The sequence below is a fragment of the Streptomyces sp. NBC_00019 genome (genome assembly GCF_045041015.1).
Classification (GTDB): domain Bacteria; phylum Actinomycetota; class Actinomycetes; order Streptomycetales; family Streptomycetaceae; genus Streptomyces.
On the sequence record NZ_CP108302.1, the window covers coordinates 10,284,280 to 10,303,343 of the forward strand.

The window sequence follows — 19,064 nt, forward strand, 5'->3', positions numbered from 1 at the left end:
CGACGTTGCGGCGAAGCTCGCGCCGTCTTCAAGCTGACCATGCTCCCGGCGGCTCATGACAGTGCCCCGATCGCTTCCTGCGAAGCCACCAGCTCCTGGTACGGCTGACAGCTTTCCATGAGTGATTGATGTGTCCCGTCGCCGACGATGCTGCCCTCGTGGAGCACCACGATCCGTTCGGCTCTGCGGATACCGGCAGTCCGCTGCGACACCAGTAGGACTGTCGCGTCGGCCGTGGCTGTGCGCAGCGCTGCCAGTAGGCGTGCGGATGTTTCGGAATCGAGCGCTGAGACCGGATCGTCAAGGAGGAGGACGCGCGGGGCGGCAACGAGTGCGCGGGCCATGCACAGCCGTTGCCGCTGGCCGCCGGAGACGTTCGTTCCACCCTGGGCGATGGGTGACTCGAGTCCGTCGTCCATCGCGGAGACGAACTCGCGAGCCTGCGCGACCTCCAGCGCCTCCCAGAGCTCGGCGTCAGTGGCGTCCGGCCTGGCCAGCCGCAGATTGCTTGCGACCGTACCTCTGAAAAGCAGTGAACGCTGCGGAACGATCGCGAGCTGACGTCGCAGCACAGTGGGATCGATGGTGCGCAGATCAACGCCGTCCAGCCGGACGGATCCGGATGTTGCGTCCTGAAGTCTCGCGACGATCGACAGCAGGGTCGTCTTGCCGGCACCCATCGATCCGACGATCGCCACCGTGCCGCCGGGCTCAACCCGCAGGTCGATGCCGGACAGGACGTCAGCAGCGGCGCCCGGGTACCGCAGCGCAACGGCGCGCAGCTCCAACTCACCGCGGATCGGGACCGAGCCGGCGGGTGCGCCCGATGGCCGGAGCATAGGGGTGGAGTTGAGCACCGCCTGAATACGCTCCGCCGCGACCATCACCCTTGGCAACATCATCACCGCCGAGGCGGCCATCATGGCTGCCCCGAGGATCAGGACCAGGTAGGTGACATAGGCCGTCAGACCGCCGATCAGCAGCTGTCCCGACTCGACCCGGTGGCCACCGAACCACACCACGCCCAGGATCGACAGATCGGTGATCAGCATGACGGCCGGAACGAACGTCCCGTTCAGCCGCCCCATGGAACGGGTTGCCACCGCCAGCTCGTTGTTCACCTGCCCGAACCGCTCGGCCTCGAAGCGCTCGCGGGTGAACGCGCGAATCACCGTGAGACCCATCAACTGTTCGCGCATGACCCGGTTGATCGCATCCAGGAGGTCCTGCATCCGGCGCGACACCCGTGTCATCCAGCGCAGAGAGGGGGATCACCGCCAACGCCACACTCAGTACGGCAACTGCCACGACTATGAGGAAGGACAGGCCGGCATCCGCACGCAACGCCAGATAGGCTCCGCCCAGCATTGTGATGGGTGCGGCGACGACCACTGTGCCGAAGGTGAGCAGGAGCGCCTGTATCTGCTGCACGTCGTCGGTGCTGCGAGTGATCAGCGTCGGCGTGCCAAAGTCGTGATGTTCCCGGCTGGAGAACGTAGCGATCTTGTCGTAGACGTCTGACCGCAGGTCGTGCGCGGCGTTTGTGGCTGCGCGCGTTCCAGCATAGGACGAGATCACCGCTGCCAGCAGCTGGACGATACTGACGAGCACCATCCACCCGCCGGCCGTCCAGATGTGCCCGACGTCCGTGCGCAGTAGGCCGTTGTCGATCAGATCCGCGTTGATCGTCGGCAGATACAAGGTGGCGGTGACGCTGACCAACTGGAAGACGGTCACACCAGCGAACCACCTTCGATGCTTGGCAAGCTGAGCACGGACCAGACGCATCGGTCGACCTTTCGTAGGAGGTGCTCAGGCGATGACGAAGCTGGGGTGCAACAGTCCGGCGGGGTCGTACTTACGGGCCAGCTGCAGCAATCGGTCACGACGCTCGGCGTCGAACAGTTCTGCGGCGGCGCGTTGGTCGGGTCGTCCGAGCGTGAAGTTCGGCGAGCTGCCTACGGCGGTCCCGGACCAGCTGGCCAACAGTTCATCCTGCAGCGCCCGCGCACTTGCCGCGTTCGACTTGGTTGTCGGGGCTACCACACCTACGACACACAGCAGGTACATCGCCTCGCGGTGGCTGACTGCGTTCGGCACCCTCGGCGGAGTGGACAGCGCCCCACCGAGATGACGAACCGAAATGATGGAGCGAACCGACCGGCCTGGCGCCGACGCGGCGATGGTGTCGCGGAGACGTTCCTCGTCGATCGCCCGCAACAGGACGTTGTCGGCGACATACGCATGCGGCTGATCCGGTTCGCTGAAGACGGTGTCGGACCGCCGGTACGGGATCTCCTGCAAACCGTCGTACGCAGGATTCAACGCTCGCAACGGGGCCACCAACTCGTCTGCCTCCGCAGCCGAACCCAGGTAGGCGATCTGGACGTGGGCCATGTGCCGCTCAGAAACCTCAAGCGTGGTTATCGCCGAGGTCATCTCCGAGGGCATGGTCGCCGTCCAACACAACCAGGTTGAGACCACGTCCGGCGTCTCGCCCAGGTCGAACATCAGACCGCCCCCGACCAGCCTGGCGACCGGCATCAAAGCCATCTCCACTGCGGTCACGATGCCGAAGTTCCCGCCACCGCCGCGGAGCGCCCAGAACAGGTCCGGCTCCTCGTGTTCCGAAACCGTCAGCAGGGAGCCGTCGACGGTGACCAGCTCCAAGCGCGTGACATGGTCCGCGGCGAAGCCGTAGCGACGGGCCATCAGCCCGATGCCGCCGCCGAGCGTGTAGGAGACAGCGCCGACACCGGGCATGCTCCCAGACAGCGGTGCCAGATCGTGGCGTGCGGCGGCCTCGATCACGTCGCGCCACCGCGCTCCAGCGCCCACCCGTGCGGTGCCGGCACCGGGGTCGACATCGACACTGTCCATCCTTCGCGTCGACACCAATACACCTTCGCCGGCGAGCGGGTTGGCGAGTCCATGTCCCGTGGCCTGGACCGCGATCGGCGTACATGACTCCGCGGCGTGTCGGACGGCCGCCACGACGTCGCCGGCGGCCCGTGCCGCCACCACGCGGGCTGGCTGATGTTGCTCCCGCAACTGGAAGCCGGCACGGTGCTCGTCGTACTCGGCAGACCCTGGGTGGTACGCCACCGGTGATGCGGCGTCGGTCGTGTTGGCACTCATCGCGGGCGTCTTTCTGGATCGGGGGGTGCGTGCGCGCGCCCACGGCGAACAGGCAGCTCGTAGGTACGCATCCACCACCCTGACCGGGATATGCGCCGCATCGTGTCGCAATTCCTGGGAAAATTGGTGTGTGACCCCAGATCGCTTCTTCAGCCTGATGCTGCTCCTCACATCGAGGGATGCCGTGACCACACAGGAACTTGCCTCAGCGCTCGGGGTGTCCCTTCGAACCATCACCCGAGACCTGAACTGGCTCCGCGACGCCGGTCTGCCGGTGACCGCACAACGGGGCCGCCTCGGAGGCGTGACCATGCTGCCCGGGTCCGGGCTCGACCTCACGCGACTCACACCGGGCGAGCGTGATCATCTGTCGCTCACCGGGCTGGACGAGAACCAACGTGCGGAACTCAACGCATCGGTCGAAAGCCGGCGCGCGCTCTCCAAGATCGCCGCTACACAGCCACGTCGAGTGCATGAGCTCTTGCCGCTCACCGACGTAGTGCACGTGGACAGCCGTCCCTGGCATGAGGCACGAGCTTCCGGCACGACTCCGGCTTCGCTGATCGGCGCAGTGCGGCGAGGTCGCCGGCTACGGATCGAGTACGACAGCCCACGCGAGTCATGCCCACGCGAGATGGTCGTGGATCCCTACGGGCTGATCGCCAAGGCCGGCATCTGGTACCTCGTCGCCGACTGTGCCCGAGTGCCACGGATGTACCGACTCGAACGGATCACGACGTGGAAAGAAGTCGACCAGCCGCGACGGATCCGCGAGAGCCAGACCCTGGCCACCGTCGCTGCAGCGCTCATTGATCAGTGGGAACACAACCACGCGATAGAGGTCAGCGCCACCATCGACCAGACCCAGATCGAGCGCGCGCAACGGATCTTTGGCCTACGACTCGTCTGGGACGACCATGAAGAATCCGCCACCGGCCGCAAGGTGACGATCCGCTTCCTGCAGCTGGAGGACGTGCGAGCACTACTGCCGTTCGGGAGCGCCATCACTGTGCACGGCCCCACCGAAGCCAGGGCTCACCTCCGCGACCTCGCCACCAAACTTGCCCACCACTATGCGCCGTCACCAACGTCCTGACCCGCAACACCTAGGACTCGCGTCCCGTAGCGATCGGACCCGCTGCAAAACCCGAGACGACATGCACGACGCCTTCCTCCAGCTCGCACACTGCCTGACCCTCGTTCGCAAAGACTCAGCATTCTGAAAGACCGCCCTTGCCCCCTCGCTCCGGTTGGGGCGGGCCAAGGAGGAGACGAGCCTGTGTCTGTTTGGGGAGGCCGCGGAAGACGACTCCGGGACCTGGGGGCTTGGCGGGTGGATGGCCGGGATCTGTCCCTGCGCTACCAGGAGGCCAGTGAGCCGTCCGTGTTGCGCCAGACCGGGTTGCGCCAGCGGTGGCCGCGTTCGGCGGCGGCGCGGACCGCGTCCTCGTCGATGGTGATGCCGAGGCCGGGTGCGGTCGGGCGGTGGATGTAGCCGTCGCGGAACGTGAAGGGTGTGGTGTCGGCGAGGTAGTCCAGCAGTCCGCTGCTGTCGCCGTAGCCGATGCCCAGTGCCTGTTCCTGGATGAGGAAGTTGGGGATCGCGAAGTCGAGTTGGAGGCTGGCCGCGAGGGCGATCGGGCCGAGCGGGCAGTGCGGGGCCACCATGACGTCGTACGCCTCGGCCATCGCGGCGATCCGGCGGGACTCGGAGATTCCGCCGGCGTGGCTGATGTCGGGCTGGGCCACGGCGATGCCGTCGGAGAGGACCGAGCGGAAGTCCCAGCGGGAGTACAGCCGTTCGCCGGTGGCGATGGGGATGGAGGTGGAGCGCACCACGGCGCCGAGGTCCCGGGAGAACTCCGGCAGCACGGGCTCTTCGACGAAGAGCGGCAGGAGCGGCTCCAGGAGGGGCAGGACGCGGCGGGACATCGCGCCGCTGAACCGGCCGTGGAAGTCCAGTGCCAGGTCGCGCTCCGGTCCGATGGCCTCGCGGACCGCGGTCACCCCGTCCACGATGGCGTTGATGGCGGCAGGGGTGGCGAGGGGTTCCAGTTGGCCGCAGGGGTTCAGTTTGACCGCCGTCATGCCCTTGGCGACCTGCTCGGCCGCCGACTCGGCCAGTTCCTCGGGGGTTTCGCCGCCGACCCAGCCGTAGACGCGCACCCGGTCGCGCACGTGGCCGCCGAGGAGTTGGTGGACCGGGACGCCGTGGGTCTTGCCCGCGATGTCCCACAGGGCCTGGTCGATTCCGGCCAGGGCGCTGTTCAGGACGACGCCGCCGCGGTAGAAGCCGCTCTTGGCGAGCACCTGCCAGTGCTCCTCGATCCGGGCCGGGTCCTGGCCGATCAGGTAGTCGAACATCTCCTCGACACAGCGGGCGACGGTGTGGGCCTTGCCCTCGACTATCGGCTCGCCCCAGCCGGAGACGCCCTCGTCGGTGTCGATGCGGAGAAAGAGCCAGCGCGGTTCGACGAGGAAGAGCTCGTATCCAGTGATCTTCATGGGGTGGGTCTCCGGGTTCTGTGTTCAGTGCTGTGTACGGCCCCGGACCGGCGGCTCCCCGCGCGGAGGGGGGAGGGCGGGTCCGAGGAAGGGTTGCGGGTGCACGTGCCGGGGGCGTCCGCCGGGGTGCGGCGGTCGGGTCGGTGTCGGACGGGCACGGCGGTTGGCCGCCGTGTACGGGCAGGGCCCGGCGGCCTACTCCTGGGAGCTGATGCTGCGCCCGCCGTCCACGAGGAGGTTTTGTCCTGTGATGAAGGAGGCGTCCTCGGAGGCGAGGAAAGCCACAGCTGCGGCGATGTCCTCGGGCGCGCCCAGCCTGCCGACCGGTGTGCGTCCGATGGTCTGCACCTTGTACTCCGAGGGCGTCTGGGCCCACAGGGCGGTGACCACGGCTCCGGGCAGTACGGCGTTGAACCTGATCTGTCCGCCGTACTCGACGGCCAACTGGCGCACAAGGGCGTCGATTCCGCCCTTGGCCGCCGCGTACGCCGGGAAGCCCTTGAAGCCGACGGCCGCGTGGACGGACGAGGTGATCACCACCGCACCCCTGGCCGTCCTGAGCAGCGGCACCGCGGCCCGGACGCCGTAGAACACCGAGTCGAGGGAGAGCCGCAGCTGGTCGTGCCAGGCGGCGTCGTCGAGTTCGTGTGCCGCTCCCGGCAGGTTGCGACCGGCGTTGAGGTGGAGCACGTCGAGGTGTCCGGTCCAGGACGCGGCCTCGACGACGGCCGCCGCCCACTGGGTCGGCGAGGTGACGTCCAAAGGCAGGTCGCGTGCCTGTCTGCCCTCGGCGCGGATCTCGTCGGCGACGCGACGGGCGCCATCGATGTCCACGTCGGTGACGAGGACGGACGCTCCCTCCGCCGCCAGCCGGCGGGCGGTGGCCGCCCCGATGCCGGAGGCGGCCGCGGTGAGCAGGGCCGTACGGCCGGTGAAACGTGCCGGTGCGGCGGCGACGGTCATGGCGTTTCTCCTGGTCGTGCTGGTCTGGCCGTGGAGGCGCGCAGGACCAGCCGCGGCTCGGTCGGTACGACGACGTCTCCCGTCGGCTTGCCCTCGATGGTAGCCACCAGTGCGTCCACCGCGGCGGTTCCCAGCTCGTGCAGGGGCATGGCGACGGTGGTCAGCGGGGGATGGAGGTGCGCGGCCACGGGCAGGTCGTCGTTGCCGACCACGGAGACGTCGTCCGGGATCCTGAGGCCGAGGTCCCTGATCGCCGCCATGGCGCCTATCGCCTGGGCGAGTGAGCTGGTGTAGAGGGCGGTGACCGGTGGCCGTCTGTCGCCGTCCGCGGGGCCCAGCAGGGCCCGCGCCGCGGACGCGCCGCCGTCCTCGGTGAAGTCTCCGGATGCGACCGGGGCCGCGTCCAGACCGAGTGTGTCGGCGTGTCGCAGGAACGCCTCCTTGCGGATCTCGCTGGGTGTGATCCCGGGAGGGCCCGCGATGTGTCCGACCACTCGGTGGCCGAGGCCGTGCAGGTGGTCGAGCGCGGTCACGCTGGAGCGGGCGACGTCCATGGTGATGTTGCGGCCGGAGCCCTCGACCGAGCGGTTGAGGAAGACGTGCGGGATCGCGCTGCGGCTCAGCGCGTCCAGCAGGGGGTGGCCGGGGCGGGCCGAGGCGATGAGCAGCCCGTCGACCCTGCCCTCCTGTACCAGGTCGTGGAAGGACTCGTCTGCTTCCTGCCCGTCGAAGTCCTCGGCCAGCAGGGAGAGATAGCCCAGTTCGCGGGCCCGCTGGTAGGCGCCGCGGGCGATGGTGACGTACGTGGGGTTGGCAAGGGCGGGAATCAGCAGAGCCAGCGCGTGGGTGCTCGCGCCGGCCAGGGCCCGGGCCCCGGAGTGCGGCCGGTAGCCGAGTGCCTCGGCGGCCTCATGGACGCGCCGGCGCGTCTCCGGCCGTACGGACAGGTCCTGTCGGCCGTTGAGCACCTTGGACACGGTGGCCTTGGAGACCCCGGCCGCATGGGCCACATCCACGAGCCTGGCCCGGGCGGGCTGTTCCGGCACGTGCTCCCCCTCTCCGGTGGGCGTTGCCCGGTCCGCGCTGCTGCGGACACAGGTGACGCGTTTTTGCCTCTTGACACCTTCTGGCGACGCAACCTAACGTTCGCGAAAGTTTCAGTCAACCGGTTTCCTCAGACGGAAATAAGCGATAAGTCTGAGCAGAGCCCTAGAAACAGGTCATACCGAAACAGCAAGATGTCGGCCACGATTGACCTGGAGTCAACTGGGCCGAGAAGCCGCCCCGGGCTCACCGCACCCGCGACCACCGTCGCACCAGCGGTCCCCAGCCACCGGAGTGCGCACCCGTCCACGCAGACGGATGCGCTCGGTCCCGGGTACCTCGCACCACCGCCGAGCGAGCCGGCGTTCCACCGGTCGCCGCGCACTCCCGTTCGCTTCCCGCGGCAGTCCCTCCTGCCGCCATGACCCCCGTCGCACGTCCCCGCAGCCGCCGTACGTCTCGCACTCGCGTACGTCCCGCACGAAAGGCCATTCGGCATGCCCATGTCAACGACGACATCTCTTGACAGGCGGCGCTTCCTCGCCGTCTCCGCCGGAACCGCGCTCGCCGCGACCGGTCTGTCCGCCTGCGCCGGCACCGCCGGCAACAGCACGGGCGGATCAGGGAGCGGTAAGACGACGCTCACCGTGATGACGGTGCAGAACGAGTGGCCGGACAAGGCAGCCCTCAAGGCCGCCGAAGAGGCGCTGGGGATGAACCTCAACGTCATCATCTGGGACCCCACCAAGCTCAACGCCATGCTGGCCGCCAAGAACCCGCCGGACGTGGTCCGCGGCTTCGGCGCGACCGAGACCCCGTACTTCGCCGCCCGCGGCCTGATGACGGATCTGGACCCGTACTTCGCCAAGAGCTCGGCGCTGAAGGTCTCCGACCTCGACCCGGTCAACGACGTGTGGCGCTTCGACGGCAAGAAGCAGGGCGCCGGCCCGCGCTACGGCATGGCCAAGGACTACTCCCAGGACTCCATGTTCTGGTACCGCACCGACCTGTTCGAGGCCGCCAAGCTGGACGCGCCGAGCGCGACCGAGCCGATCTCCTACGACGAGTGGCTGGATCTGGGCAAGAAGCTGGTCAAGCGCCGTCTGGGCAAGGTGAAGGTGTACGGCCTCAACGCCACCGGAATGGGTGTCTTCCCGCAGCTCATGGGGATGACCGCGTCGGCCGGCGGCAGCCTGTTCGCCGAGGACCTGGCCACGGTGGACTTCTCCTCCCCGGAGGCGCTCAAGGCGCTGCGGTGGTACCTGGACTACGCCAAGGCCGACATAGGCCCGAGCGTCACCAACCCCAACCCGGACGGCTGGGACGGCCCCACCTACCAGGCCAACCGCATGGCGATGAGCTGCAACGGCTACTGGTTCGGCGGGCTCATCGGCGGTGACCCCAAGCTCGCGGCCGTCTCTCGCTTCGCGCCCGCCCCGCAGCTCGGCAGCCATCGCGTCAGCTCCTGCTTCGGTGCCACCGGCTTCTGGATCCCGAGGGATGCCAAGAACAAGGAAGCGTCCTGGAAGTTCTTCGAGTGGTACTTCGGCGGCAAGCCCGCCCAGGAGCGCGCGGCGAGTGGCTGGGGCATTCCCTCCCTGACCTCGCTGCGCTCGAAGATGCCGCAGACCAGCGCCTTCCAGAAGCAGGCGTTCGAGGTGCAGGAGAAGGAGCTGCCGCACTTCTCGGTGCTCAGCTTCACCCCGTACGCCCAGCAGGCCGCCCTGGAGGGCGTGCTGACCAAGGTGCTGCCGGGTGCGCTGAAGTCCGGAACCCCGGCGGGCAAGGTCGCCGACACGCTCAACTCCCGGATGAACGAGCAGCTCGCCCAGGGCAAGGAGCTCGTGGGGTGAGCACCGAACAGATCACCGCGCCGGGCGCGCCGTCCCCCTCCGGGGAGACGGCCGCCCGGCCCGGGCCCCGGGCCGGCGCGCACACCGGCCGCCGGCGCCGCTCGCTGACCACCCGCCGCGCCTTCTCCTTCTACGTGTTCGCCGGACCCTGGGTACTGGGCTTCCTCGCCCTGACGGCCTTCCCGCTCGGCTACGCGCTGTGGCTGAGCATGACCAACTCCGACGGGCTGTCGAACAACTCCCATTTCGTGGGCCTGGCCAACTACCGGGAGGTCCTCACCGATCCGGAGACACTGTCCTCGCTGACCCGCACCGGCGTGTTCACCGCGATCACCGTGCCGCTGACACTCGCCTCGGGGCTGCTGCTGGCGGTACTGGTCAACCAACCGATCCGGGCCCGAGGACTGTTCCGCACCCTGCTGTACCTGCCCGCGGTCGTCCCGCCGGTCGGCGCCGCCCTCACCTTCAAGCTGATCTTCGACCGGGACTCGGGCGCCGCCAACGGTTTCCTGGACGCCCTGAACATCGACGGCGTGAGCTGGCTGATGGACCCCTACGCCCGCTGGGTCCTGATCACCCTGACCCTCTGGGGCGCCGGCAACGCCATGATCGTCTCGCTGGCGGGATTGCAGGACGTCCCCAAAGAGCTGTACGAGGCCGCCCGCATCGACGGGGCCAACACCTGGCAGACCTTCACCCGGATCACCCTGCCACTGCTCTCTCCGGTGCTGTTCTTCCAGGTCATCACCGGCATCATCGCCGCCGTGCAGAGCTTCCTGCCACTGCTGATCTCCCTCGACCCGACCCCCAGAGGCGTCACGGCCGTACCCGAGGGCAACTACCTGTTCATGATCCACGTCTTCGCCCAGTACTTCGCCGACGGCCGCTACGGATACGCCTCCGCGATGCTCTGGGTGCTGTTCCTGATCATCATCGCGATCACCTTCCTCGTCTTCAAACTCAGCAAAGGCGCGGTCTTCTACGCCGTCGACCCGGAGCCGGACAAGCCGTCCCGGCCGCGCACCCTCGGAGGCAAGTGATGGTGTTCCGCCGCAGAAGTGCCGTCTACATGCTGCTGGTCGGCGCCCTCGTCCTCTTCCTGGGCCCGTTCGCCTGGCTGCTGGACACCGCCCTGAAAGCCCCCGACGAACTGCGCGCCCTGCCCGTCCACTGGTGGCCGCACCACCCCAGCCTGAACAACTTCCGGGACGCGCTGACCCAGATCGACTACTTCGGCTACGCCCGCAATTCCCTGACCATCGCCACCCTGTACGCCGTCCTGGTCACCCTGGCCTCGGCATGGGCGGGCTACGGATTCGCCCGCCTCAACGCGCCCGGAAAGCGGCTCATCTTCAACGTGCTGCTGTCGACGATGATGCTGCCGCAGATCCTCACCCTCATCCCGACCTATCTGCTGTTCGCCAAGCTGCACCTCACCAACACCTACGTGCCGTGGGTGCTGTGGGGCCTGTGCGGCGCCCCGTACCTGATCTTCCTGTTCCGCCAGTTCTTCTCGAACATGCCCAAGGAACTGGAGGAGGCCGCGATCATCGACGGCTGCGGGCAGTTCCGCATCTTCTGGCGCATCTTCCTGCCGCAGTCCTGGCCGGTCATCGCCACCAGCCTGATCCTTTCCTTCAGCTGGACCTGGGGCGACTACATCGCGCCCGCCCTGCTGCTGGACGACGCCCACACCACGCTCGCGGTCAAGCTCGCCTACGGCTACGTCAACGAGCACGGCTCACCGCTGGGGAACCTGGTCGCCGCGGGCGCGGTGATGTACGTCGTCCCGGTGCTGGCGCTGTTCCTGATCGTGCAGCGGGGCTTCGTCGCCGGCGTCGCCACCTCCGGCCTCAAGTGACCCACGTCTGACTCACGTTCACCGACGCACCTCGCTGCAAAGGAACTTCGCATGACCGACACCCAGGCAACCGCCAAGTCCCCTGCGGCGGTGGGGGCATGACAGCGCGTCCCGCCCTCACCCCGCAACTCGGCCGGACCCGGGTCATGGCCATCCTCAGGTCGGCCGACGCCTCCGGGCTGCCCGCGGTGGCCCGGGCGCTCGCGGCCGGCGGCGTCACCTGCCTGGAGGTCACCCTCACCACCGCCGGAGCGCTCGACGCGCTGGCCCGCATCCGGGCGGAACTCGGCCCCGACGTCGCGGTCGGCGCCGGCACCGTGATCACCGGCGACCAGGCCAGGGACGCCCTGGCTGCGGGAGCGGAGTTCCTGGTCGCCCCCGTCGTGGACACCGCCGTCATCCGGCACGCGGCAGACCGCGGCATCCCGTGCTACCCGGGCGCCTGGACACCGACCGAGGTGTCCCAGGCGTGGCAGGCGGGCGCCGCCGCCGTCAAGCTGTTCCCCGCGAGTACCGGCGGCCCCGCCCACCTGCGCCAGCTGCGAGCACCCCTGCCCGACATCCCGCTCGTCGCCGTCGGCGGCGTCGGCCTCGACGAGGCACGGGCCTACCTGGACGCGGGCGCCTGCGCGGTCGGCATCGGCTCCCCGCTGCTGCGCGGGGCGGACCGGGACCCGACTGCGCAGGCACTGGACGCCCTCACCAGGAGGGCACGCACCCTGCTGGACGCAGTAAGGGCCACCGCACGGGCCGGGGAGACGACCTCATGAGCAGATCCTCACCCCCGCCCGGCGAGCCCTACCTCGTGACCCTCGGCGACGTGCTCGCGGTCGTGGCGGCCAACCGGGATCCCGGCCCGTTCACGCTCGGCACGACACTGCGCCTGGGAATCGCCGGCGCGGAGTCCAACGTCGCCGTCGGCGTCAGCCGTCTCGGCGGATCCGCCACCTGGATCGGCCGGGTGAGTGACGACGAACTCGGCGACCTCGTCCTGCGGGAGCTACGGGCCGAAGGGGTCACCACCGTCGCCGCGCGCGACCCCGCACCCACGTCCCTGCTGCTGAAGGAACGCCGCACCTCCACGCACAGCCGTACGCGCTACTACCGCACCCACACGGCCGGCGCCCGGCTGACCGCCGACGACATCCCCGAGCACCTCGTCGCCGGAGCCTCGGTCCTGCACATCACGGGCATCACCCCGGCACTCGGAGAGGGACCCGCCGCGGCCGTGACCCGGGCCGTGGACGTCGCCGCTGCCGCCGGAGTCACCATCTCCCTGGACGTCAACTTCCGATCACTGCTGTGGAGCGAGGCCGAGGCCCGCTCGATCCTGCGGCCCCTGCTGTGCAGGAGCGACCTCGTCTTCGCCGGACCGCACGAGGCCGCCCTCGTGGTGCCCGGGGCCGACGGACCGGAGGAACTCGCCAAGGGGATCTGCGACCTCGGACCCGCCGGAGCGGTGATCAAGCTGGGCGAGGAAGGCGCGTACGCCCTCCTCGACGGACAGCCCTACCGGCAGCCCGCGGTACCGGTCCGCGTCCACGACACAGTGGGTGCGGGAGACGCGTTCGCCGCCGGGTACCTCGCCGAACTGCTCGCGGGGGAGCCCCCGGAGCGGCGGCTGCGGACCGCGGCCCTGCTCGGCGCCTTCGCGGTGAGCACCGCCGGCGACTGGGAGGGCCTGCCCCGGCGCTCCGAACTCGGACTGCTGGACCACCACGACGACATCGTCCGCTGAACCCCCGCCTTCCACCCGCCCCGTTCGATGAACTTCCCAGGACCACCCATGCGCACAAGCTCCCTCCCCGGCACGATCCCCGTCCTCACCGGCTCCTACACCACGGACTCCGGCGGCGACGGCCCGGGCATCGCTGCCCTCCTGCTCGATCCCGCGACCGGCCGCCTCGCCTACGACGACGAGGTGAAGCCACTGCCCGTCAGCGGGGCCTCCTACCTGGCGGCGCACCCGACACTCGGCGTCGTCTACAGCACGAACGAGACCGAGACGGGAACCATCAGCGCCGTCGCCCGTGACAGCGACGGCACCCTGTCCCCGCTGGGCGACCCGGAGAACAGCGGCGGGGCGAACCCGTGCCACCTCACCGTCCACCCGAATGGGGAGTGGCTGCTGACCGCGAACTACGGCAGCGACATCGCGCCCGGCACCGTCGCGGTGCACCGCCTCGGAACGGACGGACGCCTACTGGAGCCGACCGACCTCGTCGTCCACCAGGGGTCGGGACCGGTCACCGGACGGCAGGAGGGCAGCCACGCCCATCAGGTCCTTCCCGACCCCGCGGGCCGTTTCGTGCTGGCCACCGATCTGGGGGCGGACGCCGTTCTCACCTACCGGCTCGACACCCTCACCGGAACCCTGGAGCAGGCCGCGGTGAACCCGATGCGCACGGGATCCGGCCCCCGCCACCTCGCCTTCGCGCCCGGCGGTGACCTGGTGTTCAGCGCCGACGAGCTGTCCTCGACCGTCACCTGCCACCGCTACGACGCCACCGACGGCACCCTGACGGCTCTCTCCTCCGCTCCCGCCACGACAGCGAAGGACATCGTCAACCAGCCCGGCGGAATCGTCGCTTCACCCTGCGGACGCTTCGTGTGGGTGACGAATCGAGGTGCGGACACGGTCGCCGCGTTCCGCCTCGCCGGCACCACCCTGGAACCCCTCGGCGAGGTGCCCGCCGGCGGCACCTGGCCCCGCGGCCTCGCCCTGGTGGACGGCCATCTGCTCGTCGCCAACCAGCACAGCGGCACGCTCGCCACCCTGCGCGTCCTCCAGGACGGAACCCTCGCCCAGCCCCACCCGCCGATATCCGCCCCTTCGGTGGTCTGCGCCCTGGCGCTCTGACCGCCCTCCGCTCCCCATTTCCTCCTTCCACATCCGAAATTGACGTCCGAAGTGACGTCCGAAAGGCAGTCATGTCCGAGCCCGGCACCACCACCTCCGCCGCCCGCTTCACCCTCGACTCGGCCTTCGCCGTAGGCAACGTCAACCCTCGCCTGTACGGATCGTTCGTCGAGCACATGGGCCGCTGTGTCTACACAGGTATCTACGAGCCCGGGCACCCAGCCGCCGACGCGGACGGCCTGCGCCAGGACGTCCTGGCGCTGGTCCGTGAGCTCGGTGTGACCACTGTCCGCTACCCCGGCGGCAACTTCGTCTCCGGCTACCGCTGGGAGGACAGCGTGGGCCCGCGCGAGGAGCGGCCGGCCCGGCTGGACCTGGCCTGGAAGTCCACCGAGACCAACCAGTTCGGTCTGGGCGAGTTCATGGACTTCTGCGGCAAGACCGGCATGGAGCCCATGATGGCCGTCAACCTCGGCACCCGCGGCGTCGAGGACGCCGTACGGCTGCTGGAGTACTCCAACCACCCCGGCGGCACCGAGCTGTCCGACCGCCGCGCCGCCCACGGCGACAAGGAGCCGTACGGCATCCGGATGTGGTGCCTGGGCAACGAGATGGACGGCCCCTGGCAGACCGGGCACAAGACACCCGAGGAGTACGGCCGTCTCGCCGCCGAGACCGCCCGTGCCATGCGGCAGGTCGACCCCGGTCTGGAACTGGTCGCCTGCGGCAGCTCCAGCTCCTCCATGCCGACCTTCGCCTCCTGGGAGTCGACCGTCCTCCAGGCCACTTACGACCTCGTGGACTACGTCTCCCTGCACGCCTACTACGAAGAGATCGACGGCGACCGAGACTCCTTCCTGGCCTCCGCCGTCGACATGGAGCACTTCATCGAGTCGGTCGTCGCCACCTGCGACCACGTGCGGGCCCGCCTCAAGGCGAAGAAGCACATCAACCTCTCCTTCGACGAGTGGAACGTCTGGTACCAGAAGCGGCCCAACCCGCACGCCGTCAAGGAGTGGCAGCAGGCGCCGCGCCTGCTGGAGGACGTCTACACCATCACCGACGCCGTGGTCTTCGGCTCGCTGCTTATCGCGCTGCTGCGGCACGCCGACCGGGTCACCTCGGCCTCCCTCGCGCAGCTCGTCAACGTCATCGCGCCGATCATGACCGAGCCGGGCGGCCCCGCATGGCGGCAGACCACGTTCTACCCCTTCGCCCAGGCGTCGGCGTACGGACGCGGCAGGGTGCTGCGCGTCGAGGTGGACAGCCCGACGTACACCACCGCCCGCTTCGGTGACGTACCGCTGTTGCACGCCACCGCGGTGACCGACGACGAGACCGGCGACATCACTGTCTTCGCGGTCAACCGCAGCCAGGCCGACGCGCTGCCGCTGGAGATCGACCTGCGCGGGGTCGACGCCCGCACCGTGGCCGAGCACCTGGTCCTGGCCGACAGCGACCCGGAGGCCACCAACACCGCGGACCGGCCCGACCGTGTCACCCCGCACGCTGCCATCGGCACGACGCTCACGGAGGGCGTCCTGCACGCCGAACTCGAACCGCTCTCCTGGAACATGATCCGCCTGACACGTCGGCAGAACTGACGACGTCGACGTACTGACCGCCCACGGGCCCATGCCACGGCCGGCGTCACCGCCGCCGATACCGGCGCATGGGCCTGTCGGCCGCGGACCGGGCCATCCGGATCACCACGCGGCCCCGGACTTCGCACGAGCTCCGCCTTCTCGATCGACGGGCCCACCCTGACCAGGCCACCGCAATCGGTGAAACGGGACACCACCGCACTCACGCATGGAAAGAACCGATGACAACCATTGCCCGACCTCTGTTCCGGGACCCCATGCACGACGGCGCGACCGACCCCACCGTCATCTGGAACCGGCACGCCGGCGAGTGGTGGATGTTCTACACGAGCCGCCGCGCCGACGCACCACCGATGAACGACGTGAGCTGGGTGCACGGGACCGACATCGGGATCGCGTCCTCCTCGGACGGCGGAGCCACCTGGCTGTACCGGGGAATTGCCCAAGGGCTGGACACCGAGCCCGGGCGGCACACCTACTGGGCCCCCGAGATCGTGGACGACGGAACCGAGTACCACATGTTCGTCAGCGTGATCCGCGGTGTACCGACTCAGTGGGCGGGCCACGCACGCGTGATCCGTCACTACACGAGCCACGACCTCTTCTCGTGGACCTACCGTTCGACCCTGCCGCTTTCGTCCGAGACGGTGATCGACGCCTGTGTCCTGCGGCTCCCCACGGGTGGCTACCGCATGTGGTACAAGGACGAGGCCGATCACGCCCACACCTACGCGGCGGACAGCGACGATCTGGTGCGGTGGACCGTCCGAGGACCTGCCGTCGAGTGCTCGGAGCACGAGGGCCCGAACGTCTTCGAGTTCGGCGGCAGCTACTGGATGCTCGTCGACGAATGGCACGGCCTGCGGGTTCTTCACTCGCGGGATCTGGAGACCTGGGAACCGCGCGGACTCGTTCTCGATCGGCCGGGTCAGGGCCCGGACGATGCGTCCTATGGGTTCCACGCCGATGTCGTCACCAGTGAACTCGGTGCTTTCGTCTTCTATTTCACGCATCCCGGGCGATTCGACGTGGGTGCTGTGCACCACAGCACCCACAACGACCGCAGAAGCTCGATCCAGGTCGCCCGCCTGCGGGTGAACGGAGACACCCTCGTCTGCGACCGCGACGAAGCCCTTGAGGCCCCCATCCTGCCCCTTGAAGGGCCGGTCCGGTGACGAGGATCCTCCGCTCTGCTTTCAGGACTCCGGTGGAACTCGCGGTCCAGTGGTTCATCGAATTGACTTTCCTCCTCCCGTACCGCCGAGACGGCCGGGATCGGCACCTCCACCGCAGCCGCCGGTGCATCGCAGCCTGCCTGGGCGCCGTGCGCCTGCAGCTGGGCGAGCGCCATGCCGAGGCGGCCGGCCGTGGTGCGCAGGTGCCGCCGCTTCGCCTTCGACAGCCCCTGACCGCCGGGCTCGGCGGCCCACACCACGGCCAGCACCCCCAGGGTCTCCCGTCCCACCTCCACCGGCACGGAGGCCGAGCCGAACGGATAGGGGACGGCCACCGCGAGCTGGGGAAAGCGCCGCACGGTCGTGTCGGTGTCGGCCAGATGGACCATCCGGCCCAGGCGGTACGCCTCCGCGACCGGAATGGGACTGTTGACTGCGATCCGACGCCAGCCGCTCAGCAGCGAGGGCGGCATCCCAGCCGCCGCGGCCAGCACCAGCGTGCCACCATCGGCCGAAGCCAAGAACACGCTCCCGGCGTGGGCCCCGGTCACTTCGACCGCCTTGAGGACCGCGTCCACCAGCGCGTCGTCGAGCTCCGCCGCCCGATCGGCGTTCGTCGGACCGAAGGGGCGCGTACCCAAGCTGCTGCCGGTGGACGACATGCTGTCCCCGATCACTGTCCTGGTGGGCGCGGCATGCGCATGTGAGGCTTTTGCGTCATTCTCGTACGGAAGAGATCGAGGCGAAACCCCGGGAGGCCACCTCGTCAGATACGAGAGGACGCCGCAGGAACGGAAGGAACACCTGTCCGACCAGGGCGACAGAGTGGGCGTGGACGTCTTACGGCCGCCTCCGCAAGGGGGTCGGTGTCCTCCTGTCCGGGAGTGGTGATTCCTCTCGGGGCAGACGTGCGGGTGCCGGAGTGTCGAGAGTGCCGGAGGAGTGGCATGGTGCATGCGCCGGGGGAGGACCGCCATCCCCTGAGAGGGAGCGGTCCCCAGGTGGTGGAGCGGGCCAGGGATGTGACCCGCGAGTTCTTGTCCGCGCTCCGCCCGGACGACGGGACCGAGGCGGACGCCCTCCTGCTGGTGGTGACAGAACTGGTGGCCAATGCGGTTCGGCATGCCGGCGGACTGACCGGATTCCGGCTGACGGCCGGGCCGGGACTGGTGAACGTGTCGGTGGACGACGCCAGTTGCAGCCCGCCGCTGCCGCGTGAGACCAAGACGGCCGAACCGGGCGGCTTCGGCTGGCCGCTGGTGCAGGAACTGTCCGTCAACGTCCAGGTCAAGGTCCATGGCGACGGCAAGACCGTGTCGGCCGTTGTGCCCCTGTCCCACTAGCGGCGCAGCCCTTCCCGGCGCACAGACCTGATTACGGCCACGAGGCGGATGGTTTCCTCGTCGACGCCGACCTCGGTTCGCCGCCACGGCCAACAGACGGACGCCGCAGCGAGGCATGACCTCGCCACGTCGGGACACTCCTGGGGCACGCCTGCATAGTGCTCCGGATCCTCTACCCATCCGAGCAGCCCCGGATCGTTGGGCCGCACAGTGGCCAGCATGTCCTATCATTCCAAATCGGAACTCCACGCCTGGCGTGACCATGGTGACAACATCATCCCCAGGGAGACCGGAGCCCACAGTCGGGGCACCCTGCGCCGGCTCCGGTCCTCGTCCTCTCGGCCTGTTCGGGGCGTACTCCCGCGTCGCCCCGGGTGCCGTGAGGGCGCCCCGCGCGAGAACCCGTGCTTCGGGCACAGTCCTCGCGCAGGCGGCCGCCGCCCACCGCCGACTACAGGCGGCGGCCGCCCCCTATCGCCTACCCGGCCGAACCGTCATCAACAAGCCAACTTCCCCTGGGGCACTGCGTGTTGAGCGACACCACGGTTCAGTGATCCATGATCGTCGCTCAGCACGGGGCCTTCCCCCTTCAAGAGGAAGGCCCCGTGCGTACGGCGTACAACCTGACCCTCAACCTGGCGGATGCAGGTCGGGTGAGGGAAGGGCGGGTGCTGGGTGAGGAGACGCTGGAGCGTCGGCGGCGAGTGTTGGTGAGGGT

The 19,064-nt window shown here is 69.1% G+C and carries 15 protein-coding genes and 3 pseudogenes; 11 read left to right on the plus strand and 7 right to left on the minus strand.

Annotated elements, in window-relative coordinates:
• Positions 1–53: 53 nt before the first annotated feature.
• The 3 genes and pseudogenes from OHU89_RS47660 to OHU89_RS47670 form a co-directional block, all read right to left on the minus strand.
• Complete coding sequence (locus OHU89_RS47660; RefSeq protein WP_405652502.1) at positions 54–1,232, minus strand: ABC transporter ATP-binding protein; 1,179 nt, start codon at positions 1,230–1,232, stop codon at positions 54–56.
• Positions 1,233–1,335: 103 nt separating this feature from the next.
• A pseudogene (locus OHU89_RS47665) lies at positions 1,336–1,788 on the minus strand (ABC transporter transmembrane domain-containing protein); the annotation flags it as partial.
• A gap of 24 nt (positions 1,789–1,812) precedes the next feature.
• Positions 1,813–3,138 (minus strand): FAD-binding oxidoreductase, encoded by a 1,326-nt coding sequence (locus OHU89_RS47670; RefSeq protein WP_405652504.1) that lies wholly within the window; start codon positions 3,136–3,138, stop codon positions 1,813–1,815.
• Between the two features lie 130 nt (positions 3,139–3,268).
• On the opposite strand from OHU89_RS47670, the gene OHU89_RS47675 reads away from it, so the two are divergent.
• Positions 3,269–4,234 (plus strand): helix-turn-helix transcriptional regulator, encoded by a 966-nt coding sequence (locus tag OHU89_RS47675; protein WP_405652506.1) that lies wholly within the window; start codon positions 3,269–3,271, stop codon positions 4,232–4,234.
• A 34-nt stretch (positions 4,235–4,268) separates the two neighbouring features.
• Positions 4,269–4,361 (plus strand): annotated as a pseudogene (locus OHU89_RS47680) (IS5/IS1182 family transposase); the annotation flags it as partial.
• A 136-nt stretch (positions 4,362–4,497) separates the two neighbouring features.
• Here OHU89_RS47680 and dgoD read toward each other — a convergent pair.
• From dgoD to OHU89_RS47695, 3 genes are all read right to left on the minus strand, one after another.
• Positions 4,498–5,643 (minus strand): galactonate dehydratase, encoded by a 1,146-nt coding sequence (gene dgoD, locus OHU89_RS47685; RefSeq protein WP_405652507.1) that lies wholly within the window; start codon positions 5,641–5,643, stop codon positions 4,498–4,500.
• Between the two features lie 195 nt (positions 5,644–5,838).
• Entirely contained in the window at positions 5,839–6,606 is a 768-nt protein-coding gene (locus OHU89_RS47690; protein WP_405652509.1) for an SDR family NAD(P)-dependent oxidoreductase, read from the minus strand.
• Positions 6,603–7,652 carry a LacI family DNA-binding transcriptional regulator gene (locus OHU89_RS47695; RefSeq protein WP_405652513.1) on the minus strand — a complete coding sequence of 350 codons (1,050 nt, stop codon included), beginning with the start codon at positions 7,650–7,652 and terminating at the stop codon, positions 6,603–6,605. Before OHU89_RS47695 ends, OHU89_RS47690 begins: the two co-directional genes overlap by 4 nt.
• Positions 7,653–8,147: 495 nt before the next feature.
• Between OHU89_RS47695 and OHU89_RS47700 the strand changes: the two genes are divergently transcribed.
• From OHU89_RS47700 to OHU89_RS47735, 8 genes are all read left to right on the plus strand, one after another.
• The gene (locus OHU89_RS47700) at positions 8,148–9,503 is read left to right on the plus strand and encodes an extracellular solute-binding protein (protein ID WP_405652515.1); all 1,356 of its coding nucleotides are present in this window, start codon (positions 8,148–8,150) and stop codon (positions 9,501–9,503) included.
• Positions 9,500–10,543 carry a carbohydrate ABC transporter permease gene (locus OHU89_RS47705; protein WP_405652517.1) on the plus strand — a complete coding sequence of 348 codons (1,044 nt, stop codon included), beginning with the start codon at positions 9,500–9,502 and terminating at the stop codon, positions 10,541–10,543. Before OHU89_RS47700 ends, OHU89_RS47705 begins: the two co-directional genes overlap by 4 nt.
• Complete coding sequence (locus tag OHU89_RS47710; protein ID WP_311712767.1) at positions 10,543–11,364, plus strand: carbohydrate ABC transporter permease; 822 nt, start codon at positions 10,543–10,545, stop codon at positions 11,362–11,364. The genes OHU89_RS47705 and OHU89_RS47710 overlap by 1 nt, the downstream gene beginning before the upstream one ends.
• 98 nt (positions 11,365–11,462) lie before the next feature.
• Positions 11,463–12,134: a bifunctional 4-hydroxy-2-oxoglutarate aldolase/2-dehydro-3-deoxy-phosphogluconate aldolase gene (locus OHU89_RS47715; RefSeq protein WP_405652519.1), complete on the plus strand. Its 672-nt coding sequence runs from the start codon at positions 11,463–11,465 to the stop codon at positions 12,132–12,134.
• Positions 12,131–13,102, plus strand: a complete 972-nt coding sequence (locus tag OHU89_RS47720; protein WP_405652522.1) for a sugar kinase — start codon at positions 12,131–12,133, stop codon at positions 13,100–13,102. The genes OHU89_RS47715 and OHU89_RS47720 overlap by 4 nt, the downstream gene beginning before the upstream one ends.
• A 48-nt stretch (positions 13,103–13,150) precedes the next feature.
• On the plus strand, positions 13,151–14,224 hold the full coding sequence (locus tag OHU89_RS47725; RefSeq protein ID WP_405652525.1) for a lactonase family protein: 1,074 nt from the start codon (positions 13,151–13,153) through the stop codon (positions 14,222–14,224).
• 71 nt (positions 14,225–14,295) lie between these two features.
• Positions 14,296–15,828 (plus strand): alpha-N-arabinofuranosidase, encoded by a 1,533-nt coding sequence (locus OHU89_RS47730; protein ID WP_405652527.1) that lies wholly within the window; start codon positions 14,296–14,298, stop codon positions 15,826–15,828.
• Between the two features lie 221 nt (positions 15,829–16,049).
• Entirely contained in the window at positions 16,050–17,003 is a 954-nt protein-coding gene (locus tag OHU89_RS47735; protein WP_405652529.1) for a glycosyl hydrolase, read from the plus strand.
• 179 nt (positions 17,004–17,182) lie between these two features.
• On the opposite strand, the pseudogene OHU89_RS47740 reads toward OHU89_RS47735, so the two are convergent.
• Positions 17,183–17,980 (minus strand): annotated as a pseudogene (locus OHU89_RS47740) (GAF domain-containing protein); the annotation flags it as partial.
• Between OHU89_RS47740 and OHU89_RS47745 the strand changes: the two are divergent.
• Positions 17,951–18,346 carry an ATP-binding protein gene (locus tag OHU89_RS47745; RefSeq protein WP_405652532.1) on the plus strand — a complete coding sequence of 132 codons (396 nt, stop codon included), beginning with the start codon at positions 17,951–17,953 and terminating at the stop codon, positions 18,344–18,346. The pseudogene OHU89_RS47740 and the gene OHU89_RS47745 overlap by 30 nt on opposite strands.
• The last annotated feature ends 718 nt before the right edge of the window (positions 18,347–19,064 follow it).